This is a genomic window from Streptomyces sp. NPDC012510, assembly GCF_042955065.1.
In the GTDB taxonomy this organism is placed as follows: Bacteria; Actinomycetota; Actinomycetes; order Streptomycetales; family Streptomycetaceae; genus Streptomyces.
This window is the reverse complement of record NZ_JBIBEN010000033.1, coordinates 17095-39375: the sequence shown is the minus strand read 5'-3', so window position 1 is coordinate 39375 and position 22281 is coordinate 17095. Positions and strand designations below refer to the sequence as shown.

Below are 22281 nucleotides of genomic sequence, written 5' to 3'. Positions count from 1 at the left end.
AGGGGTGTGCGGGAGCGCGCTTTGTGTACCCTGTGCGCCGCCACAGAACCACTGTCGCGCCAGGGCGGAACGGAATCCAGGTGTCGTGCGCCGCGCTTCGGATCGCGCCGGGCTGCGGATGGGGGCCCGACGCCCTTCGGGCCGACCTGGGGCCCGCTGGCTGCGGGTCGACCGAAAGCCGTTGTCTACTGAGCGTCCGGGCCCCACCCGGGTCACACCTACCCGACCGAGCCGAACGTTCCCTCGCCGAGCGCGAGCCCTGGGCCTGGCTGCCAGTGGTGGTGCGCCGGTGCGGCACACCACCCCTGACCCAGAGGCGCTTCGGCGACCGCCCGGAAGTTCCCCGGTCGGACGTCCGGTGGTGGACCCGGCCGAACCTACCCGCCCTCTGCGGCAGCCTGTCAACTGCCCTTTGAGCTGCGGGGATTCCCTTCCGTGCCTGGTCGGCGGGGAGGACCCGCAGGTCGCGCGGCGCGCAGTCGGGCCATGATCGGCCCCGGGTCGTCCCCGGAGATCACTCGCCCGGCCGTACGAAGACCGTTCGCCCGCCCACCACGGTCCGCAGACAGACGGGCAGGTCGGTGCCGAGGCTCAGATCGGGCAGGCCCGGGGTGCCGGAACGGGGGTCGGTGGACCAGCGGGCGACGCGGTCGTCGGGGGCCTGGACGACGAGGTCGCCGGTGCGCCACACCGCGTAGTCCGCGGGCGCGCCCGGTACGAGAACGCCCGCGTCGTCCCGCCCGATCGCCCGCCAGCCGCCCCGCGTGTGCGCGGTGAACGCGGCGCGCACGGACACCCGGTGCTCCGGCGTGCGGTGGAAGGCCGCTGCCCGGACCGTGCCCCACGGGTCGAGGGGCGTGACCGGGCTGTCGGAGCCGAAGGCCAGCGGTACACCGGCGCGCAGCAGGGCCGCGAACGGGTTGAGGGCGCGGGCGCGGTCTGCCCCCAGCCTCTGGGCGTACATCCCTTCCTCACCGCCCCACAGGGCGTCGAAGGCGGGTTGGACGGAGGCGGTGAGGCCGAGTTCGGCAAAGGCGGCGACGGTGTCGGGGGCGAGCATCTCGGCGTGCTCGACGCGGTGCCGGGCGGCCCGCACCCGGGCCAGGCCGACCTTCTCGGCCGCCGCGCGCACCCCTTCCACCACCGAGCTCACCGCGGCGTCCCCGATGGCGTGGAAGCCCGCCTGGAGGCCCGCCTCGGTGCAGGCGACCACATGGGCGGCGACGGCCGCCGTGTCCAGGTACGCCGTGCCGGTGTGCGCGGCGTCGGCGTACGGCTCGTGCAGGCACGCGGTGTGCGAGCCGAGGGCACCGTCGACGAAGAGGTCACCGGCGGCGCCGACCGCGCCGAGGGCGCGCGCCTTCTCGACGTCTCGCTCCGCCCAGTAACCGACGACACGCGGGCCGGGCTCCTCGGCCGCGAGCCGCAACAGCGCCGTGAAGTCGTCCTCGGAGGAGATCTCGGGGCCCGCGCACTCATGGACGGAACCGATGCCGAGCGAGGCGGCGTGGCCCAGGGCGGCGCGCTGGGCCACGGTGCGCTGGGCGGGGGTGACGGCGCCGAGGGCGGTGGCGCGTACGGCGTGGTGGGCGTCGCGGGTGAGCGGGCCGTCCGCGAAGGCGTCGGCGCCGGGGACCAGATCCAGTAGGGCTGTGGTGACGACCGCAGAGTGGACGTCGATCCGGCTGAGGTAGAGCGGGCGCCCGCCGGTGGCCTCGTCGAGTTCGGTGCGGGTCGGGGGGCGGCCCCCGGGCCAGCGGGCGGCGTCCCAGCCGTGACCGAGGAGGACGCGGTCGGCCGGGCGGGCTGCCGCGAATTCCCGTACGAGAACGAGGGCGGCCTCCAGGGAGGGGGCACCGGAGAGGTCGAGGCCGGTGAGCGCGAGGCCGGTGGCGGTGGTGTGCACATGGGCATCGGTGAACGCCGGGGTGACCAGCGCGCCTTCGAGGTCCACCACCTCGTCGACGCCGGCCGCGAAGGCGTCGGCGGCGCCCTCGGAGCCGACCCAGGCGATCTGTCCGTGTTCCACGACCATCGCGGTGGCGAACGGGTCGGCAGGGCTGTGGACTTCTCCCCCGCGCAGCAACACGGTCTTCGGCGAGGCGGTGCGATCACTCATGGGGACAGTTTCGCGCGTGCCTGACGGTGGGCCGCACCCGGTCCGTGTTCCCGGGGCACCCGGCGCTCGGACCAGCACCGGCGGCGTCACGGCGCCGACACATCAGATCGTCGGTGGCCTCACCTCAGATCCTCGGTGGCCTCGCCTCGTACGGCGTCGACAGCACCACCGTCGTGCGCGTGGAGACCCCCGCCAGCGACCGTAGCCTGGCCAGCAGCTCCTCCAGCTCGTGCGGGGTGGCCACGCGGACCTTGAGGATGTAGTTCTCGTCTCCGGCGACGCTGTGGCAGGCCTCGATCTCCGGGACGCCGGCGAGGCGTTCCGCGATGTCGTCGGGGGCACTGGGGTCGAAGGGCTTGACCGAGATGAACGCGGTCATCGGCAGCCCGACTGCCTCCGGGTCGACGACCGCGGCATAGCCCCGGATGACGCCACGCTGCTCAAGTCGGCGCACCCGCTGATGCACCGCCGACGTGGACAGGCCCGTGGCCTTGCCCAGGTCGGTGTAGCTCATCCGCCCGTCCGCGACGAGCAGCTGCACGATCTGTCGGTCCAGCTCCTCCATGGCGCAAGAACCTACAGGGCGGTTGATCTCCTCCGATACCTGAGCGGCGCAGGTCATGCCCGGTTCGTGATGTGACCGGGAGCCATCTGTGAGCCATACGGGTGACAACCACGCCGCGTCGGGCATCTGCGAGCGGCATGTGACGAAGGCCACACCACCCGAACAGGCTTCGTGATGATCTCGTGATTACCGTCGAGACGGGACGGGAAGTGCTTGCTGTGGTCGAGGCCGCAGTGCCGTCACGGCCCAGCCCGAGGGGGAGAATCCCATGCAGAGTCTTAAGCGACCTGGTCGAACCGCACCCAAGCGTCTCCAGGCGGTCATCGAGCCCGAGCCGGAGGGTGTCGAACCGGACGACGAGTTCGACGCGTACGACACCTTCGAGATGTACCGGGTGATCTGCCCGGACTGCGCTCAGCCCATCGCCCTGCTGTCCGACGAGGACGCCCTGCCGGAGCACGCACTGGTCGTGTCGCCGTGGAACCCGTTCGGGCTCACGGTCTGCGCGGGCACGGGCCGCCCGGCCGGTGACGCACGGTCGGCTGACGAGTCCGTCGTGCCGCAGGAGCAGGACACCGCCCTACTGTTGACGCTCCCTCAGGGCCTCGACTGGCGGACACAGCCCTTCTCGCACGTCGGCGGCCCGGGCTCACGCCCGATGCGCGTGCCGGTGATGCGGGGTCAAGCCGCCTGATCACAGGATTGCGTCGGCCCGGCGTCCGTGCTCTCCCGTCGAGCCGACGCGGCCGTACCGGAGGATCCGTCCCAGCCGTCGCCCCGCGCCATGGCGTCACGCGAGCCGCCATGGCGCGGGTTCGGTGCGTTCGGCGAGCCGCCATAGTGCGGGTCCGGCGCGTTCGGCGAGCCGCCATGGTGGGGGTCCGGCGCGTTCGGCGAGCCGCCATGGTGGGGGGGCGGTGCGTTCGGCGGCAGGCCCGTGCTGCCCCGCTCCGCACCGTCGCGAACTCAGGCGCGAATTCCGGGAACGGTGACCGGCTCGCCTCACGCGCGTTGGCCCGGTATGACCCCTCCTTCTCCGGTGACCGGGCGTCGGCTTCACACCTTCGTGCCGGCTGCGGCAGAATCGCTTCAGCAGGGGCCGGCCCAGCCGCAGGACCCGCCGATCTACCGGGCCCTGATGCGCACTTGGGCCGACCGAGGCCGTACCCTTCCGGGTCGCCATGACCCGGAGTGGGTCCGACTGACCAAGCCGCCGAGCGGTATCGACCAGTTCGGCACCGGCGTGCATCCCTTCGCCGCGTCCAGTCCGTACCGTGGCTCCTTCAGCGTGACTCGGGCCCCGCGAGGTGACGGGCGATGACCATCCGCTGGATCTGATTGGTGCCCTCGACGATCTGGAGCACCTTCGCCTCGCGCATGTACCGCTCGGTGGGGAAGTCCGCGGTGTAGCCGTACCCGCCGAGGATCTGCACGGCGTCGGTGGTGACCTTCATCGCGGCGTCGGTGCACAACAGCTTCGCCATGGCCGCCTGCTTGGAGAAGGGCCTGCCCGCGTCGCGCAGCCGCGCGGCGGAGAGGTAGAGCGCCCGGCCCGCCTCCGTCTGCGTCGCCATGTCGGCGAGCATGAAGCGCAGTCCCTGGAAGTCGGAGATCGGCCGTCCGAACTGCCGTCGCCCGGTGGCGTACGCGACCGCCTCGTCCAGAGCCGCCTGGGCCACACCGATCGCGCAGGCCGCGATGCCGAGCCGCCCGGAGTCGAGCGCCGAGAGGGCGATCGCGAAGCCCTGGCCCTCTTCGCCGAGGCGCCGACTGTCGGGGACGCGCACCCCGTCGAAGTGGAGTTGCGCGGTCGGTGATCCCTTCATGCCCATCTTCTTCTCGGGTGCCGCGGCACTCAGCCCCTCGGCGTCACCGGGCACCAGGAAGGCCGTGATGCCACGGGAGCCCTCGCCGCCCGTGCGGGCCATGACCGTGTAGAAGTCGGCGATGCCGCCGTGGGTGATCCAGGCCTTGGTGCCGGTGATCACCCAGTCGCCGCCGTCCCGCACGGCCCTCGTCCGCAGGGAAGCGGCGTCCGAACCGGACGAGGGCTCGGAGAGGCAGTACGCGCCGAGCAGTCGGCCGCCGAGCATCGCCGGCAGATGTTCGACCTGCTGCTCCTTCGTGCCGTAGTTGGCGAGGGCATGGCAGGCGAGGGTGTGGACGCTCACCCCGAGGCCGACGGTGAGGCGGGCCATGGCGAGTTCTTCCAGGGCCTGGAGGTAGACCTCGTAGGGCTGGTCGCCACCACCGTGTTCCGAGTCGTACGGCAGGCCGAGCAGTCCCGACTCCGAGAGCAGGCCGAAGAGATCGCGCGGGAACCGGCCGGAGTCCTCCTCCTCGGCCGCGTGCGGGGCGATCTCCCGCTGCGCGATCTCGCGGACGAGCGAGATCAGATCCCGGGCCTCTTCCGTGGGCAGTTGACGGTCCACCGGCTGCGGCGCGCGGTCTGACATGGCGACGCTCTCCTCCCTGTCGGGCTGCGGCGGACACGCACCGGGGATGAGGCGGTGCCGCCGGGTCTCACGTGCCACAGCCGATGGTCCTCCTCCGGATCGCGGAAGCCGCTGATCAGCGGCGGTGGCGCTTGGAGTATGCCCGATCCGGAGCAGCCCGTCACCAGTTAACGACCGTTCATTAAGACACATCCCACGGCACGCCACACCTCGCCGGAATTGGTCCGGACCATTGACCACAGTGGTCTAGTCCTCTACGGTCTCCCCCGGGGCAACGCCTCATCGCGTTCATGCCAACCGGCACCTCAGGCTTCCTGGCGCGTCCCCCGACTGCCGGAGCATCCCTGGAAGGAGCGCCGCCCGCCGGCGTCAGCTTTCGCGGCGGGCCGGCTCCGGCGCGAGGTAGGCCGGGGCGAGTTCCTCGATGGCGCGCAGCGAGCCGCCCAGCATCTTGACCAGCAGGTCGCACATGGTCTCGCGGGGCAGTTCCGGGCGCCCGATCCAGTCGAGGGTGGCACCCTCCACGGCGCACACCCAGCCGAACAGGCCCATCCGGGCAAGCGGTTCGATGTCGCTCCTGCCGTACGCGCCCTCGGCGATGGTCGCGACGATCGCCTCGCGGACACCGTCGCGGATGGCGTGCACCTGGGCGTCGAAGCCGACACCACCGCTGACGATCGTGCGGTAGGCGGCCTGGTTCTCCTCCGCATAGCGCAGATAGCAGTCCATGGTCCGGTGCACGCGCTCCACGGGCGGCAGTTGCAGACCGCTCTCGGCATGGGTGATCAGATCGGCCACGGAGTCCTCGACGATCGCGAGGTAGTAGCCGCGCTTGGACTTGAAGTAGTAGTAGATCAGCCCCTTGGCCACATGCGCCTGGCGCGCGATGTCGTCCATCGACAGGGCGTCGTACGAGGTATCGGCGAACAACTTCCGCCCGATGGAGATGAGTTCGGCGCGGCGCGCTATGGAGCGGTCGGTTCCGCCAGCCCGTGGCGGTGTGACCGCACGCTGTTGCCTGCTCTTCAATTTCGGTCCTGGTCTCCAACTGCCAGCGGGACAACCGCAGTATGGCAGACCTCACCACCAGCTTGTTCGACTCTGATCGACAGGATCGAGCGGTGGGATCAGGTCACAGGAGACCCAACTGGGTCACCAGCATCGCGACGACCACGACCAGGGTCCAGCCCATGAGGTGCTCGACGACCTTCGGGCCGTCGTCCTGGGGGCCGCCCGTGCGGGTGCGGACGCGGTTGGCGGTGGCGGAGGTCGCGGTCATGGCAGCTCACTGGTGTGATCGGTGTGCGGTGGCTCCCCCACCGTTCCGTCCACCTTGCCACCGTGTGGGCGGTTCGCGGCCGAGAGCTTGGTCACACGAAGCGGCCCCCGGTCTCCCGGGGGCCGATCCGCTCAGGGCACTCGTCAGCCCACTCCCACCGTCGCGAGCGCCGCGCGCTGGCGGGGTGTGGGCCGTGCCGGGAAGTACAGGTAGCAGACACCGCCCGTGCCGGAGACCACCTTGCCTGCGGCGTTGTACCGCTTGGTCCGCAACCAGATGTTCTCCCACTCGCGCCGCCGGTAGACGCGGCGCACCGCCTCGTTCGTCGCCGCGTTCGGATCGTTGGCGATGACGTCCCCGTCGGCGGTGAAGCCGATCACCGTCATCAGATGCCCGGCCGTGCCGTAGCCGGCGCCCGTGAGCTCCTCGGCGAGGAACGACTGGGAGGTGATCGCCGGGATGCCCGCCGCGATCAGCGTCTCCAGGTCGGTGAGCGAGCCCAGCCGGGTCACCACGCCCTGGAGGTCCTTGTAGGTGGCGGCGTAGGCCGCGTTGAAGGGCCAGTTGCCGCAGCCCTCGTACTGGTAGTCGTAGGTGAACCGGGCCGCGTGGCACACCTGCGGGTCGGCATACTCGGGATTGACCCAGGCCAGGTCCTCGGCGCTGGGCCTCCGGCCCCAGAACTCTGTGATCATCTGCGAGCAGGTGGGGCTGCACCAGGCCTCGCCGCCGTTGTCGTACTCGGGGTACTGGCCCTTGTGGGTCTCCTGGGAGTAGCGCGGGACCTTCAGCTCCCGCGCGAGCCCGGGGGTGGAGGCAGGAACGGTGAAGCGGTCAGGGACGTCCGAGCCCATCGCGCCGAGCCGCCACACCGTGGGCGTGAGCCGGGTGCCGGGTGTGCGGTACAGGGTCAGGCGCAGCCGGTACGAGGCGAGACGCAGGCCCGTGGCCGGGTCGTCGATCGCGAAGGTGTCGGTCCAGACGCTGCTTCTGCCGTCCTCCTGCCCGTCGACCGAGGTCCGTCTGATGTCCTGGTCACCGGCGGCCCACCGGCCCAGCACGTACCAGGGCGTGTCCGTGCCGTCGGAGTACGTGCCCTTCAGTTCGACCTGGAGCCAGGTGCCGTCGGGGGTGCGCGCGTTCCAGGACGCCACGGCCTCCGTGGCGGGCACGGCGAGCCGGTGGACCGGAGAGGTCCAGGTCGCGTACTCCCAGGGGGCCGTCCGCCCCGTGTGGGGATCGGTGTAGTCGATGGTGCCGGCAGGCGCGTCGATCACCAGCCCGGGCCGCAGCCCTGGCTGTGCCCGGGTTCCCCGCGCGCTTCCGGCGCGCCAGTCGGTGTACGAGGTCCAGGCCCGGTTGTCGACACGACGCTCCGGTGCCTGTGCGGGGCGGGCGGAGGCTTCGCTCCGGCCGCTCGATGTGTCGGCTGCCGCCTGACCCGCGGCTCCCCCGGCCGCCGTGGCGGCGGTGGCGACTGCTGCGGCCAGGACGGCCCTGCGGGACGGCTCGGAAAGGCTCGTCATCTGCGGGTGGCCCCCAGTGTCCGGAAGGAACGGTCAGACGCACGGCTGTCCGCCAACTATGGACGCCGGGGTGGGACTTCTGCCAGCACCTCGCCCCGCGCCACGCCCGCCGATATGGGTCGACTCCATCGGCGTACAGCTGGGCCCGGCGGCACGGTGTTCAATCCACCTATGCCTGCGTCTCCCGACCCCGTGGACCCCGCCGTCGACGATCTCGCCGCCCGGCTGCGGCGGCTGCCGCCCTCCTGCGGGCCGGTGCGGCTGGTGGGGATCGACGGGCACGCGGGCTCCGGTAAGAGCACTTTCGCCGCGCGACTGGCCGGCGCGCTGGGCGGCGCGCCGGTGCTGCACCTCGACGACATCGCCACGCACGAGGAACTGTTCGCTTGGACGGACCGCCTGATGGAGCAGGTGATCGAGCCGCTGCGGCGCGGAGAGAGCGCACGCTACTCCCCGTACGACTGGCGTGAGCGGCGCTTCGGGTCGGCGCGCGTGCTGCCGTGCGCGCCCGTCGTCCTGGTCGAGGGCGTGGGCGTGGGACGGCGTGCGCTGCGTCCGTGGCTGGTGCGGCTGATGTGGATGGAGTTGCCGGACGAGGAGGCCTGGGCGCGTGGGCGAGCACGGGACGGGGCGGAACAGAGTGAATTCTGGGTCGGCTGGGTTCAAGCGGAACGGCGGCACTTCTCCGAGGACCCTTCTCGGCCGTTCGCCGATCTTCTGATTCGGCCGCGGCGGACGGGGTACGAGGCGCTCACGGGACCTGGTGCGACGTCCGAACGGGGACCGCACCTCACTCAGGGTGATGACCCATCCGCAATGTGCTGAACTCGTGAAGACGGCCGTCCGGCAAGTTCTCCGAGTGCGCCAACTTGGCTTGACCGAGGGGCCGTACAGGTCTTACGTTCTCAATGTGCGGTCATTCGACACCGCCCAGAGACGCGAAGCCCCCGGTTGTTCCCCCGTGATCGGGGGCTTCGTTCTGCCTTCTTCGGCTTTCGCGGAAGCCCTGGGACACGATTCCTTCACCCTCGGTCACCGTCCGCAATGCGCCCCGTCCGCTCCCACCTCGTAGGACGAGGGCTGCGGCACCCTTCGAAGGGCGGCCGACCCGCAGGTACGATGCCCAGGGTGCGACCTTCGGACGGCGGCGGCAAGGCACCGACGCAACTCCCGTCCGCGGCACAGCGGTTCGACGAATGCTGCCGACGGGCACCGGCCCGTTCGGTTTCCAGCGGGGGCACGCTTTGTGGGGGACGTGATGGACTTCGGCTCGCGGGGCCCCGAGGCACCGGCCGACCTCGCCTGGCTGCGAGGCGTGGACGCCTACACGATGGGCGCCTATCCGCAGGCGGAGGAGGAGTTCCGCGCCGCGGTGCGGATGGATCCCGGGATGGCCGACGGCTGGCTCGGGCTGCACGCACTGCGGGTGGACACGACGACCGCGCTGCTGCGGATGTTCCGGCACCGGGAGCGCTTCGGGGAGCAGCGCTCCCGGCACCGGCGCACCCTCAACTCCTGGTACTGGCTGGGCTGGTGGGTGCAGCCGGTGCTGGAGAGCCCGCGTGATCTGCTCCTCGCGCACGCCTCGCACTGGCTGGACGGGCGCCATGTGCCCGAGCTGGACCGGGCGCTCGCGGGGCTGCCGCCGGTCGACGCCGATCACCAGGTGCGCTTCCTGCACGCCTGCCGCGCCTACCTCGTCAAGGACTGGGAGCAACTGGTCCGGCACACCGATCCGCTCCTCGACGATCCGCTGCTGGGCATTGAGGCGGGCCTCTTCGGTGGGATGGCACGAGTCCGGCTGGAGACGTACGGGCAGGCCGAACCCCTGCTGTCCGCCGCTCTGATGCGCTGCCGCAGCGAGCAGCCGCAGCGTAAGGAGTTGCGGTACTGGCTGGCGCGCGCCCACGAGGGCACGGGGCGCAGTGCCGCCGCGCTGCCGCTCTACCGGGCCGTGCACCGTGTGGACCCCGCTTTCATGGACACCTCCGCGCGGCTCGCGGCGATCGCCGAGGGGGACGGGTACGACGACGACGCGAGCGACTTCGCGGCGATCGCGCTCGCGGGGATCGGGCAGGACGTGCTCGACGGCGACGGGCTGGAGCCGTTCTTCGACCCCGAGGGCCGGGACGTCAAGGTCTCCGATCCCGGACTCCCCCCGCAGGGCGGGCTGCCGCCCGAGGCCGGCGACACCTTTGTACGGGAGAAGTCCGCGGTGCCGGTGCAGCCGGTGTCGCTGCCGGCCGGGCCGACGGATCCCGAACTGCTGGAGGACGCACTCGCCGAGCTGGAGCGGATGGTCGGGCTGGAGCCGGTGAAGCGGCAGGTCAAGGCGTTGTCCGCGCAACTGAACATGGCGCGTTTGCGGGCGGGGCAGGGGTTACCGGTTCAGCCGCCCAAGCGGCACTTCGTCTTCTCCGGGCCGTCCGGGACCGGGAAGACGACCGTGGCACGAATACTGGGCCGGGTCTTCTACGCGCTCGGGCTGTTGGGCGGGGATCACCTCGTCGAGGCGCAGCGGGCGGACCTCGTGGGCGAGTACCTCGGGCAGACCGCCGTGAAGGCCAACGAGCTGATCGACTCGGCGATCGGTGGGGTGCTGTTCGTCGACGAGGCGTACTCCCTGTCCAATTCCGGGTACGGCAAGGGCGACGCGTACGGGGACGAGGCGTTGCAGGTGCTGCTGAAGCGGGCCGAGGACAACCGGGACCATCTGGTGGTGATCCTCGCGGGATATCCGGAGGGCATGGACCGGCTGCTGGCTGCGAACCCCGGGCTCTCCTCCCGCTTCACCACGCGCGTCGACTTCCCCTCCTACCGGCCGTTGGAGCTGACCTCCATCGGGGAGGTACTCGCGGCGGAGAACGGGGATGTGTGGGACGAGGAGGCGCTCGACGAGTTGCGGTCCATCTCCGGACACGTGGTCGATCAGGGATGGATCGATGAGCTCGGGAACGGGCGGTTTCTGCGGACGCTGTACGAGAAGAGCTGCGCGTACCGGGACCTTCGGCTGTCGGGGTATCCGTCGATCCCGACGCGGGACGACCTGTCGACGCTGCGGTTGCCGGATCTCATGCAGGCGTACGGGGAGGTGTTGTCGGGGCGGGGGCCTCAGGACCCGACGGCCATGTGACTTCCCCACCCCCGCCGCCCCTACCCGTCCCATCCCCAGGGGCTGCGCGCCCCTTCGACCCCCGTCACCGACTCGGGGCTCCGCCCAGGACCCCGTTCGCGCCGTTCCCCGCGCCCCTTTTCAGGGGCGCGGGGAACGGCACGAGAAGCCCCACCGGCCCACGGATGGGGTCGAAGGGCACAGCCCCTGGGGATGATGGGACGGGTAGGGGCGGCGGGGGCGAGAATCAGCCGGCGAGGGCCTTCTTCGGGGGTTCGCTGAGCCTTGGCTCCGCAACCCGGACCGGCTGGACCTCGCGGTGAGCGGGGTCACGGACCTCACCCACCAGGAGTTCCAGTACGTCCTCCAGGGCGACAAGGCCGAGCACCTTGCCTGAGGCGTCCGCCACCTGGGCCAGATGCGTGGCGGCACGGCGCATGACCGTCAGCGCGTCATCCAGCGGCAGCTCCGCGCGGAGGGTCGTCATGGGCCGCCAGATCTGCTGGGGGACGGCACGGTCGGAGTCCTCCAGATCGAGGACGTCCTTGACGTGGAGGTAGCGGCCCATGAAGGCGCCGGTCTCCGCGACCACCGGGAAGCGGGAGTAACCCGTGCGAGCGGTCAGCGCGACGACCTGGGCCGGGGTCACCGAAGGGGCCACGGTCACCAGCGAGTCCCGCTTCAGCAGGACGTCCGTCACCGGGCGGGAGCCCAGCTCCAGGGCGTCCTCCAGGCGTTCCTGCTCCTCGGGGTCGAGCAGCCCGGCCTGGCCCGAGTCCTCGACCAGTCGGCCGAGCTGGACGCTGGTGAAGACGGCCTCGACCTCGTCCCTGGGTTCGACGTGGAAGAGCTTCAGGACCACTCGGGCGCAGGCGCCGAGGCCGATCGTGACCGGCTTGCAGAGCCTCGCGAAGGCCACCAGCGCGGGGCTCAGCCACAGCGCCGTCTTCTCCGGCGCCGCCATCGCCAGGTTCTTGGGCAACATCTCGCCGACGACGAGGTGCAGGAAGACGACCACGGCCAACGCGATCACATACCCGAGGGGGTGGATCATGCCGTGCGGGAGGTGGATCGCCTCGAACACCGGCTCCAGCAGCTTCGCCACCGTCGGTTCGGCCACCGCGCCGAGCGTCAGCGAGCAGACGGTGATGCCGAACTGGGCCGCCGCCATCATCTGCGGCAGGTTCTCCAGGCCGTAGAGGACCTGCCGGGCCCGCGTCGTGCCCAGCGGTTCGATCTGGCTGCGGCGGACGGAGACCAGGGCGAACTCGGCGCCGACGAAGAAGCCGTTGGCGAGCACGAGGAGCAGGGCGAACAGGAGTTGGAGCAAGCTCATCGGGCCGCCTCCAGGGCGGAGGCGGGGTCCGTGGCGGGGGCGGTTCGTACGAGGCGTACGCGCTCCGCCCGGTAGTGCCCGACCTGGCGCACCGCCAGCCGCCAGCCCGGCAGCTCCGCGCGGTCACCGGGGGCGGGGATACGGCCGAGCAGGTCGGCGACGAGGCCGGCGACCGTCTCGTACGGGCCCTCGGGGACGTCGAGGCCTATGCGCTGGAGGACATCGACACGGCAGCTTCCGTCGACGTCCCAGGCGGGGCGGCCGTCCTCGGGCGGGGCGGCGGCGAGTTCGGGCAGGTCATGCCCGTCGTGCTCGTCGCGCACCTCGCCGACGAGTTCCTCGACGATGTCCTCCAGGGTGACGACCCCGGCCGTACCGCCGTACTCGTCGACGACGACGGCGATGGGCTGTTCGCTGCGCAGCCGGGCCAGGAGGGGCTGCACCGGCAGCGTCTCCGGGACCAGCAGCGGCGCCTTGGCGATGCGGCCGACGGGGGTGTGCAGCCGGTCGTGGGCCGGAACCGCGAGAGCGTCCTTGAGGTGGACCATACCGACGATCTCGTCGATCCGCTCCCGGTAGACGGGGAAGCGGGACAGACCGGTGGCCCGGGTCAGATTGACCACGTCCTCGGCGGTGGCCGACGACTGCAGGGCGCTGACCTTCACGCGCGGTGTCATCACGTTCTCCGCGGTCAGCTCGCCGAGGGACAGCGTCCGTACGAAGAGGTCGGCGGTGTCCTGCTCCAGGGCGCCTGCCAGGGCGGAGTGCCGGGCGAGGGAGACCAGTTCGCCGGGGGTGCGAGCGGAGGCCAGCTCGTCGGTGGGTTCCACGCCGAAGGCGCGGACCAGGCGGTTGGCGACCGCGTTGAGGCCGGCGATGACCGGGCGGAAGAGGCGGGAGAAGACGTGCTGGGGGCCCGCGACGAAGCGGGCGACCTGCATCGGCTTGGAGACGGCCCAGTTCTTGGGGACCAGTTCGCCGATCACCATCTGCACTGCGGAGGCCAGCAGCATGCCGACGACCACGGAGACTCCGGACACGGCGCCTTCGGGTATGCCGATGGCGGTGAAGGGGCCGTGGAGTATCTCAGCGAGCGCCGGTTCGGCGAGCATGCCGACGACGAGGGAGGTGATGGTGATGCCGAGTTGGGTGCCGGAGAGCTGGAAGGACAGTTCCTTGAGCGCGTCCACCACCTTGTGGGCCCGGCGGTCGCCCTCGGCCGCGGCCTTCTCGGCCTCGGGCCGCTCGACCGTCACGAGGCCGAACTCGGCCGCCACGAAGAAGCCGTTGGCGAGGATCAGAAGGAACGCGGCTGCGAGGAGCAGCAGGGGGATGGTCATGCCGCCGCCTCGATATGCCGGGAGGGGGCGGCGCAGGTACTACAGGACGATCCGTCCATCGCTGGAAGGAGTCACTCCTCGAACTAGCAGGGAGCCCCCGCCTTCCCGGAGGGAACGGACGGAGGCGGAGGCGCGACGAAAACGTCTCCGCCAACAGATTAATCAAGACAGGGGCCGGTGTGGCAGGGGCGGAGGCCCCGAGTCGGCCCTGATCTTGCTCGGGGCCGTCTCCCTACGGGGAACCGGATCAGCCCTGACGCTGCTCGGGTCCGGGGGCCGACCGGGTCTCCACCAGTGCCCGCAGGGCGCGGGCGTCCTCGATGGCCCGCTGCTTGGCGATGCCCGGTTGGATGCCGAGCGCGGGCAGGCTGGTGCCGTCGGTGAGGTCGAGGAAGACCCACGGGTCCCCGACCCGCAGGTTCACCTGGACGATCTCGGCCCAGCCGAGATGCCGCTTCCCGGTGATGTTGACGACGGTCACACCGGACTCGTCGGCGACCACCTTGGGCCGGGACAGCAGGCACAGCACCCCGGCGAGCAGGGCGGCCGTGAAGACGAAGCTGAGCCGCTCCCCGGGTCCGAGCGTCGGGAGCAGTACCCCGATCACCGTGATGGCCACGAAGAGCGCGCCCGCGGCGGTCAGCAGCACGGCCCGGGTGCGACCCGGCCGAAAAGTGACCGGCAGGGAAGGAGGAGCTTCCGGCATGGCGTGGGTCTCCCGGGCGCTCAGAGACGGCAGGCGTGGATGGCCGTGGTCAGGATGGCCCGGGCGCCGATGTCGTACAGGTCGTCCATGATCCGCTGGGCCTCCTTGGCCGGGACCATGGCACGCACGGCGACCCAGCCCTCGTTGTGCAGCGGCGAGACGGTCGGGGACTCCAGGCCCGGCGTGAGCGCGACGGCCTTCTCCAACTGCTCGACGCGGCAGTCGTAGTCCATCATCACGTAGGTCCGGGCCACGAGGACGCCCTGGAGGCGGCGCAGGAACTGCTGCACCTTGGGCTCGTTCTCGGTGGTGGTGTCGGCGCCGACCCGGCGGATGACGACGGCCTCGGACTTCATGATCGGGTCGCCGAAGACCTCCAGGCCCGCGTTGCGCAGCGAGGTGCCGGTCTCGACGACGTCGGCGATGACCTCGGCGACACCCAGCTCGATCGCGGTCTCCACGGCACCGTCGAGGTGGACGACGGACGCGTCGATGCCGTTGTCGGCGAGGTGTCCGGCGACGATCCCCTCGTACGAGGTGGCCACCGTCATGCCCTTCAGGTCGGCGAGGCCCTTGGCCGTGCCTGGCTTGGTGGCGAACCGGAAGGTGGAGCGGGCGAAGCCGAGCGGCAGGATCTCCTCGGCGTCGGCGCCGGAGTCGATGAGCAGATCGCGGCCGGTGATGCCGATGTCGAGGCGGCCGGAGGAGACGTAGATCGCGATGTCACGGGGGCGGAGGTAGAAGAACTCGACCTCGTTCTCCGGGTCGACGATCCGCAGTTCCTTGGACTCCCGGCGCTGCTGGTAGCCGGCCTCATGCAGCATCTCCCCCGCAGGGCCGGACAGGGAACCCTTGTTGGGGACGGCGATGCGCAGCATGAGGCGAGCTTCCTTCGTTCGTATGTGCGGGCGTTCGTATGTACGGGATGTGAGTGCGGGGGTACGGCTCAGAGGTGGGCGTACACGTCGTCCAGGGAGATGCCGCGGGCGACCATCATCACCTGGACGTGGTAAAGCAGCTGCGAGATCTCCTCGGCGGCCGCTTCCTTGCCCTCGTACTCGGCGGCCATCCAGACCTCTGCCGCCTCTTCGACGACCTTCTTGCCGATGGCATGGACGCCCTTCTCCACCAGTTCTGCGGTGCGGGAAGTGGCGGGGTCGCCGTGGGCGGCCTTCTGCTGGAGCTCGGTGAAGAGCTCCTCGAACGTCTTCTTGGACATGGTGAGGCCCACACTACGCGCTACGGCGCACTCCTCAGCGCCAGGGTTCGGATACTGAGCGGAGGGTGGCCGCCGTCGCCACCGCCGCCGTGACCGCCTCGTGGCCCTTGTCCTCGTGGGAGCCCTCGATGCCCGCGCGGTCCAGGGCCTGTTCCTCGGTGTCGCAGGTCAGCACACCGAAACCGACGGGGACACCGGTCTCGACGGAGACCTGGGTGAGGCCCTGGGCGACGCCCTGGCACACATACTCGAAGTGGGGGGTGCCGCCGCGGATGACGACGCCGAGGGCGACGATCGCGTCGTAGCCTCGGCCCGCGAGCACCTTGGCGACGACGGGCAGCTCCCAGCTGCCGGGGACCCTCAGGAGGGTAGGCTCGTCGATGCCCAGGTCGCGCAGGGCGCGCAGGGCGCCCTCGACGAGGCCGTCCATCACCTTCTCGTGCCACTGGGCCGCGATGACCGCGACGCGGAGGTCGCCGACGTTGCTGACGGACAGTTCGGGTGCGCCCTTGCCGCTCACGTTGCTCCTTGGTTCTTTGAATCTCGTACGAGCTGGTCTTGCCGTCGTGGTTACTGGTTGCCGCAGGTGGACGCGGGGACCGTGTCCAGCCAGGGCAGGTCGTGGCCCATCCGGTCCCGCTTGGTGCGCAGATAGCGGAGGTTGTGCTCGCCCGCGCGGACGGGCATCGGCTCGCGGTCGACGACCGTGAGGCCGTGCCGGACCAGGGCGTCGGTCTTCTCCGGGTTGTTCGTCATCAGCCGCAGACTGCGGACGCCGAGGTCACGCAGGATCTGCGCGCCGGCTCCGTAGTCCCGGGCGTCCGCGGGCAGGCCCAGCTCCAGGTTGGCGTCGAGGGTGTCGCGGCCGAGCTCCTGGAGTTCGTAGGCGCGCAGCTTCGACAGCAGTCCGATGCCGCGTCCTTCGTGGCCGCGCAGGTAGACGACCACGCCCCGGCCCTCGGCGGCGATGCGCTCCAGGGACGTCTCGAGCTGAGGGCCGCAGTCACAGCGCAGCGAGTGGAAGATGTCGCCGGTGAGGCATTCGGAGTGGACGCGGACAAGGACGTCCTCGCCGTCGCCGAGCTCGCCGTGGACGAGGGCGACGTGCTCGACGCCGTCGACGGTGGAGCGGTAGCCGTACGCCGTGAAGTCGCCGAAGGCGGTGGGCAGGTGTGTCCTGGCCTCACGCTTGACGGTGGGTTCGGAGGAGCGACGGTAGGCGATCAGGTCCTCGATGGAGATGATCGTCAGGCCGTGCTTGCGGGCGAACGGGATCAGTTCGGGAAGGCGCAGCATACGGCCGTCCTCACCGGCGATCTCGACGATGGCGCCGGCCGGGCGCAGGCCCGCGAGACGGGCGAGGTCGACGGCGGCCTCGGTGTGGCCGTCGCGCACGAGCACTCCGCCGGAGCGGGCGCGCAGCGGGAAGATGTGGCCGGGGCGGACGAAGTCGCCCGGCTCGGCCGTGCCGCTCGCCAGCAGTTGGAGGGTGGTGGCACGGTCGGAGGCGGAGATGCCGGTGGTGACACCGTGTCGCGGAGCGGCGTCGACGGTGATGGTGAAGGCGGTGCGCATGGACTCGGTGTTCTGCTGCACCATCTGCGGCAGTTCGAGCCGGTCGAGTTCGTCGCCCTCCATCGGGGCGCAGATCATGCCCCGGCACTCGCTCATCATGAAGGCGATGATCTCGGGGGTGGCCTTCTCGGCGGCGATGACGAGGTCGCCCTCGTTCTCGCGGTCCTCGTCGTCGACGACCACCACGGGGCGGCCGGCCGCGATGTCGGCGATGGCCTGCTCGACGGGGTCGAGTCCGAAGCTCTCGATGTCGTCGGTGCTGTACAGGATCGGCGCCGTTGTCATGCCGGGGCTCCTTCCAGGGCGGGCTTGCGGGAACGCAGCCACCAGTCGCGCATGCCCCACAGGACGAGCACGCCGTAGATGATGTAGACGAATCCGGAGAACGCGTAGCCGTTGGCGAAGTTGAGCGGTACACCCACGAGGTCGACGAGCAGCCAGGCGATCCAGAACTCGACCAGGCCACGTGCCATGGCGTACATGGCGACGATGGTGCCCGTGAAGATGTACGCGTCCGGCCAGGGATCCCAGGAAAGGCTGGGGAACGCGGTGAAGAGGCCGCCGACGGCGAGGGTGCCGAGCACGGCGCCGGCGATCAGGTAGCCGCGCTCGCGCCAGGTGGCGAAACGCGGGGCGATGGCACCGTCGGTGGCACGGCCCTTGGTGCGGTTCCACTGCCACCAGCCGTACGCGGCGACGGCCATGACGATGACCTGCTTGCCGGCGCTGCCCGTCAGATGGCCGACGAAGGCGCCGAAGAGGATGAGACCGGAGAGGAACTGCACGGGCCAGTTCCACAGGGAGCGGATCGCGCCGAGGGCGAGCGCGAGCAGACCGAGGATGTTGCCGATCATGTCCGACCAGAGGATGTGCTGGCCGAACGCGGTGAAGGCAACCGAGTTCAGCGAGTTCACCGGTCCGCCCCCGGAAGGCCGGATGTGCCCTGGTGGCCCAGCAACCGCTCGACGTACTTGGCAATGACGTCGACTTCCAGGTTGACCGGGTCTCCGGGCTGCTTGCGGCCGAGCGTGGTGAGGTCGAGGGTGGTCGGGATGAGGCTGACGGTGAAGTAGTCGGGGCCGGCGTCGACGACGGTGAGGCTGATGCCGTCGACGGTGATGGAGCCCTTCTCGACGACGTACCGGGTGAGGTCGGCGGGGAGGGAGATCTTGACGATCTCCCAGTTCTCGGACGGCTTGCGCTCGATGACCTGGCCGGTGCCGTCGACGTGGCCCTGCACGATGTGCCCGCCGAGGCGCTCGCCGACCGCCATGGGGCGTTCGAGGTTGACCCGGGAGCCGACGGTCAGGGCGCCGAGGCTGGAGCGTGCGAGGGTCTCCGCCATGACGTCGGCGGTGAACCAGTCGGCCTCGTGCTCCACGACGGTGAGACAGACGCCGTTGACGGCGATGGAATCGCCGTGGCGCGCGCCCTGGGTGACCACGGGGCCACGCAGACGGAAGCGGGAGGAGTCGCCGAGGTTCTCTACGGCGGTGACCTCACCCAGTTCTTCGACGATTCCGGTGAACACTTCCCGGGTCCTCCTGCCTCGTGTGGGCACGGACTCCGGGGCTGTCGAAGACGACAGACATCAGCGGACAGCGGCACAGGGGGCGACGCCGTGTGAGAGACCCACCCCTGGCGAGGTGGGCCAAAAACAGACGGCGGCGCGCACGCATGCCCGCCCGCCGCGCACTGCCTCCCATCCGGACTTTAACCGTCGGTCCAGGAATTTCACCTGGTCAACCGGCCGCTGGAAGCGACCGGGTCGCGGACTGTAACCGCCGGTTCGGACTTTCACCGACCCCGGAGTGCGCTGCTTCTGGTACATGGCCAGTGTGCCACGCCGGATCGACACCCATGCGGGCGAGCGCTGTGGGGTGGCTCACAGGACGTACCCCTGGACTTCCGCGACGGACACCGACGGGGTCGACCGCCCCTGACCAAGGGTCAACTTCCGTCCCGTCGGCCTCACTCGAAGCGGTGCGCACCCATTGACCAGCCTGGTCTAGTCCTTTTAAAGTCTGGCGGCGCGGTACCCGCCCGGAACGGCCCGGCGGCGGTGATGACGGCCCTTGCCCCGCCGCCGGGTCCCTCGCCCGGGAGGACGGAGGCGGGCGGTGAGGTGTGGGGGCATCGGCCTGGACTTCGCCGTGTCGCGGGTAACGGCGCCCCGCTGTCCGTCCGGGCCGGTACGCACTCGTGGGCGCCGTGTCTCTCGCGTTCCTCGCGTTCCTCGCGTTCCTCGCGTTCCTCGCGTTCCGCGGCGGTGTGGTGACGAGGTGCGGGGCGTGCTGAACCCGGACAAGCTGGGGTTCGCGGGACGGCAGCCGGCCCGAGGGTGACCGTCGCGTCGGATTCCGGCGCCGTTGGCCGTCCACGAGCCGTCTCGTGGTCGTGGATGTCCACGCGGGATGTCACATTCGCGGGGGCCGCCGCGTCGTAGCTGCCGTAGGGCGCTTCCGGCCGGTAGCGCCCGGCGGACGAAGGGAATGGACGGCATGACCACGATCCTGGTGACCGGTGGCACCGGTGTCCTCGGCCGGCTCGTCACCGAGAGGCTGCGGGCGGACGGGCACGATGTGCGGGTGCTCAGCCGACACAGCGAGCCGTACGCGGTCGATCTCGTCGTGGGAGGCGCCGGGCTGGAGTCGGCCGTGGCGGGAGTGGACACGATCGTGCACTGCATGACCTCGCCGCGCGGGGGCGACGAGAGGGCGACGGAGAACCTGATCGCGGCGGCACGCCGGGCCGGTGTGGCACATCTGGTCCACATCTCGATCGTCGGTGTGGACCGGGTGCCGCTGCGCTACTACCGGTCCAAACTGGCCGTCGAGCGGATGGTCGAGGAGTCGGGGCTGGGCTGGACGATCCTGCGCGCCACCCAGTTCCACGACCTGCTGGTACTGGTCTTCCAGGTTCTCTCCAAGTCGCCGGTCATGCTGGTGCCCGCCGGGATCGGCGACCAGCCGATCGCCGCCGGCGAGGTCGCCGACCGCCTGGCCGAGCTGGCCGCCGGCGCCCCCGCCGGGCGGGTGGAGGACATGGGCGGCCCCGAGATCCTCCCCCTGCCCGAACTGGCCCGCGCCTACCTGGCGGCCACCGGCCGCCGCCGCCCGCTCCTGAACGTGCCCCTGTTCGGGGCGGCGTACCGGGGCTTCCGGGCCGGGGGCCACCTCACGCCCGAACGGGCCGTGGGGACCAGGACGTTCGAGAACCACTTGGCGGAGCGGTTCGGGGGCACGAAGGCGCGATGACGGGGACGGGGCAATGAGTGGGAGCGGGGATGACGAGTGCGGGCGGTGAGGTGTGAGGGACGCCGGCGGCGCGAAGGTCGGCGCGTCACCGGCGGAACAGGTCGTACGGGTCACCGCCCTGCCGGTGCCACGTGACACACGTCTCACGGCGTCGCTCGTGCAGCCGGTCGTACGGGCGTCATGACGCGCCGGTGTGAACGGGCCGTGCAGGCGTCACCCGCGCCGGTGCGACAGGCCGTACGGGCGACACCCTGTGCCGGTCCACCAGGACGCACGGGCGGCGACACGGCGCCGTCAAGGCGAACCGAGTGCCCTACGGCTGTCAGCGTGCAGCTGGTGGGAACAGGTCGTCCTGCGCCGCCTCCCGCGCCATGAGGAGCGCGCCCCGCAGCACCGCTGCCCCGCCCAGGCCACTCGGCCTGACCTCCGTGGGCATCGGCGACATGGCTGTAAGCCGGGCCTCGACCCGAGCAGCCAGGGCCTCCCCGCCGGCCTGTCCGACCTCGCCGCCGAGCACCACACAACCGGGGTCCAGCACAGCGACGACGGAGGCGGCGCCGATGGCGAGGCGGTCGGCCAGGGCGTCGAGGAAACGGGCGTACGGATCGGTCGCTCTCGCCGAGGAACCCGGTCCGTCGGACGAGGCCGACAGACCGTTGACCGACGCTGCTGCCCGGTCGGCCCAGGCTGCCGCGCCGTCCGCCGACGACCCTGACGCCGCCGTCCTCGCCACCGCCGTCCGCACCAGCGTCGCCGAGTGCGGCTCACGGCCCGTCGGGTCGGCTGTGATGCCGTGGGCGGCGGCCAGGGCTGCCACCGCCGCAGCGCCGCCCAGCGAGTGGAAGCCGCCCTCGCAGTCGGTGGCCGAGGGGATCGTGGTGGTGCCCGGGACCGGGAGGAAGCCGATCTCTCCCGTACCGCCGGAGGCACCCCGGCGGAGACGGCCGTCGAGGACGACGGCGGCGCCGGTGCCCACGCCGAGCCAGAGGAGGACGAAGGTGTCACGGTCGCGGGCGGCACCGTCGCGCTGTTCGGCGAGGGCGGCGAGGTTGGTCTCGTTCTCGACGAGGACGCGGGGGGTGAGTCGTTCCCCCAGGGCGGCGGCCAGGCGGCGGTGCCACGCGGGGAGGCCGATGGAGTCGCGGAGTTCGCCCGTGGCCGGGTCGATCAGTCCGGGCGCGCCGATCGCCATGGTGTGCAAACGGTCGGCACCCGCCTCCTTCACGGTGCGCTCCACCAGCGTGACCGCCTGCTCCACCGCCGGCCCCGTACCGGTGCCGTCCGCGATGGGGACGGAGGCCCGCGTCAGCTCCCTGCCGATCAGATCGGCGACGATCACGGTGACGCCCTCGGTGCGCACATCGAGCGCGGCGAGATGCGCCCGGTCGGCGACGATGCCGTAGAGACGGGCGTTGGGACCGCGCCGCTGATCCCCCGCCTCCCCCACGACCTCGATCAGCCCCGCGTCGGAGAGACGCTCCACGAGGTCGGCGACCGTGGGCCGGGACAGACCGGTGAGCTGCTTCAACTGTCCTGCCGTCAGCGGCCCTTCCCGCTGCAGCAGCCGTAGGGCGAGCCGGTCGTTGATGGCCCGGGCGGTGCTGGGTGATGCGGGCATGCCGGGATTCTCCCAGATCGGCAAAGCCGTACGGTCGGTGGGACGGTCGGTGAGACGGCCTGCGGGACGGCCTGTGGGACGGCCGGACGCACGTCGGACGGACATCGGACGGCCACGCGTAGACCTCGCACAGCCATCGGACGAAGGAACTCTATCTATCAGGCAGGGTCCCT

20 protein-coding genes and 1 riboswitch are annotated in these 22281 nt (G+C 71.0%); of the genes, 4 read left to right on the top strand and 16 right to left on the bottom strand.

Features of this window, described 5'->3' with window-relative positions:
• Positions 1–514 precede the first annotated feature (514 nt).
• Both ACFY9I_RS38895 and ACFY9I_RS38890 read right to left on the bottom strand, forming a co-directional pair.
• Positions 515–2119 carry an amidohydrolase family protein gene (locus ACFY9I_RS38895; protein WP_391011227.1) on the bottom strand — a complete coding sequence of 535 codons (1605 nt, stop codon included), beginning with the start codon at positions 2117–2119 and terminating at the stop codon, positions 515–517.
• A 124-nt stretch (positions 2120–2243) separates the two neighbouring features.
• Positions 2244–2684 carry an Lrp/AsnC family transcriptional regulator gene (locus tag ACFY9I_RS38890; protein WP_033532524.1) on the bottom strand — a complete coding sequence of 147 codons (441 nt, stop codon included), beginning with the start codon at positions 2682–2684 and terminating at the stop codon, positions 2244–2246.
• A gap of 268 nt (positions 2685–2952) precedes the next feature.
• Between ACFY9I_RS38890 and ACFY9I_RS38885 the strand changes: the two genes are divergently transcribed.
• The gene (locus ACFY9I_RS38885) at positions 2953–3378 is read left to right on the top strand and encodes a hypothetical protein (protein WP_391011224.1); all 426 of its coding nucleotides are present in this window, start codon (positions 2953–2955) and stop codon (positions 3376–3378) included.
• 589 nt (positions 3379–3967) lie between these two features.
• Here ACFY9I_RS38885 and ACFY9I_RS38880 read toward each other — a convergent pair.
• The 4 genes from ACFY9I_RS38880 to ACFY9I_RS38865 form a co-directional block, all read right to left on the bottom strand.
• Positions 3968–5140 carry an acyl-CoA dehydrogenase family protein gene (locus tag ACFY9I_RS38880; RefSeq protein WP_391011221.1) on the bottom strand — a complete coding sequence of 391 codons (1173 nt, stop codon included), beginning with the start codon at positions 5138–5140 and terminating at the stop codon, positions 3968–3970.
• Between the two features lie 369 nt (positions 5141–5509).
• Positions 5510–6169: a TetR family transcriptional regulator gene (locus tag ACFY9I_RS38875; RefSeq protein WP_391011218.1), complete on the bottom strand. Its 660-nt coding sequence runs from the start codon at positions 6167–6169 to the stop codon at positions 5510–5512.
• 103 nt (positions 6170–6272) lie between these two features.
• Positions 6273–6419 carry an SCO1431 family membrane protein gene (locus ACFY9I_RS38870; RefSeq protein WP_391011215.1) on the bottom strand — a complete coding sequence of 49 codons (147 nt, stop codon included), beginning with the start codon at positions 6417–6419 and terminating at the stop codon, positions 6273–6275.
• Positions 6420–6562: 143 nt separating this feature from the next.
• Complete coding sequence (locus ACFY9I_RS38865; RefSeq protein ID WP_391011212.1) at positions 6563–7945, bottom strand: C39 family peptidase; 1383 nt, start codon at positions 7943–7945, stop codon at positions 6563–6565.
• A gap of 171 nt (positions 7946–8116) precedes the next feature.
• Between ACFY9I_RS38865 and ACFY9I_RS38860 the strand changes: the two genes are divergently transcribed.
• The gene (locus ACFY9I_RS38860; RefSeq protein WP_391011210.1) at positions 8117–8770 is read left to right on the top strand and encodes a uridine kinase; all 654 of its coding nucleotides are present in this window, start codon (positions 8117–8119) and stop codon (positions 8768–8770) included.
• 433 nt (positions 8771–9203) lie between these two features.
• The gene (locus ACFY9I_RS38855; RefSeq protein WP_391011207.1) at positions 9204–11078 is read left to right on the top strand and encodes an AAA family ATPase; all 1875 of its coding nucleotides are present in this window, start codon (positions 9204–9206) and stop codon (positions 11076–11078) included.
• A gap of 226 nt (positions 11079–11304) precedes the next feature.
• Here the strand turns inward: ACFY9I_RS38855 and ACFY9I_RS38850 are convergent, their stop codons facing one another.
• The 9 genes from ACFY9I_RS38850 to ACFY9I_RS38810 form a co-directional block, all read right to left on the bottom strand.
• On the bottom strand, positions 11305–12393 hold the full coding sequence (locus ACFY9I_RS38850) for a CNNM domain-containing protein (RefSeq protein ID WP_391011204.1): 1089 nt from the start codon (positions 12391–12393) through the stop codon (positions 11305–11307).
• Positions 12390–13733 (bottom strand): CNNM domain-containing protein, encoded by a 1344-nt coding sequence (locus ACFY9I_RS38845; RefSeq protein WP_391011201.1) that lies wholly within the window; start codon positions 13731–13733, stop codon positions 12390–12392. Before ACFY9I_RS38845 ends, ACFY9I_RS38850 begins: the two co-directional genes overlap by 4 nt.
• 247 nt (positions 13734–13980) lie before the next feature.
• Positions 13981–14439 carry a PH domain-containing protein gene (locus ACFY9I_RS38840; RefSeq protein ID WP_391011199.1) on the bottom strand — a complete coding sequence of 153 codons (459 nt, stop codon included), beginning with the start codon at positions 14437–14439 and terminating at the stop codon, positions 13981–13983.
• A gap of 20 nt (positions 14440–14459) precedes the next feature.
• A complete protein-coding gene (hisG, locus tag ACFY9I_RS38835; protein ID WP_391011196.1) occupies positions 14460–15317 on the bottom strand; it encodes an ATP phosphoribosyltransferase in 858 nt (285 codons plus the stop codon).
• Between the two features lie 68 nt (positions 15318–15385).
• The gene (locus ACFY9I_RS38830; RefSeq protein ID WP_189785148.1) at positions 15386–15658 is read right to left on the bottom strand and encodes a phosphoribosyl-ATP diphosphatase; all 273 of its coding nucleotides are present in this window, start codon (positions 15656–15658) and stop codon (positions 15386–15388) included.
• A 34-nt stretch (positions 15659–15692) separates the two neighbouring features.
• Positions 15693–16178 carry a 6,7-dimethyl-8-ribityllumazine synthase gene (gene ribH, locus ACFY9I_RS38825; protein WP_391011193.1) on the bottom strand — a complete coding sequence of 162 codons (486 nt, stop codon included), beginning with the start codon at positions 16176–16178 and terminating at the stop codon, positions 15693–15695.
• Positions 16179–16228: 50 nt separating this feature from the next.
• Positions 16229–17518, bottom strand: a complete 1290-nt coding sequence (locus ACFY9I_RS38820) for a bifunctional 3,4-dihydroxy-2-butanone-4-phosphate synthase/GTP cyclohydrolase II (RefSeq protein ID WP_391011190.1) — start codon at positions 17516–17518, stop codon at positions 16229–16231.
• A complete protein-coding gene (locus ACFY9I_RS38815) occupies positions 17515–18147 on the bottom strand; it encodes a nicotinamide mononucleotide transporter (RefSeq protein ID WP_391011187.1) in 633 nt (210 codons plus the stop codon). Before ACFY9I_RS38815 ends, ACFY9I_RS38820 begins: the two co-directional genes overlap by 4 nt.
• Complete coding sequence (locus ACFY9I_RS38810) at positions 18144–18764, bottom strand: riboflavin synthase (RefSeq protein WP_391011185.1); 621 nt, start codon at positions 18762–18764, stop codon at positions 18144–18146. The genes ACFY9I_RS38815 and ACFY9I_RS38810 overlap by 4 nt, the downstream gene beginning before the upstream one ends.
• A gap of 157 nt (positions 18765–18921) precedes the next feature.
• A riboswitch (FMN riboswitch) is annotated at positions 18922–19052 on the bottom strand.
• 682 nt (positions 19053–19734) lie between these two features.
• Between ACFY9I_RS38810 and ACFY9I_RS38805 the strand changes: the two genes are divergently transcribed.
• Positions 19735–20490, top strand: coding sequence for an NAD(P)H-binding protein (locus ACFY9I_RS38805; protein ID WP_391011182.1), 756 nt, complete (start codon positions 19735–19737; stop codon positions 20488–20490).
• Between the two features lie 322 nt (positions 20491–20812).
• On the opposite strand, the gene ACFY9I_RS38800 is transcribed toward ACFY9I_RS38805, so the two are convergent.
• The gene (locus ACFY9I_RS38800) at positions 20813–22108 is read right to left on the bottom strand and encodes an ROK family protein (RefSeq protein ID WP_391011179.1); all 1296 of its coding nucleotides are present in this window, start codon (positions 22106–22108) and stop codon (positions 20813–20815) included.
• Positions 22109–22281: the final 173 nt, after the last annotated feature.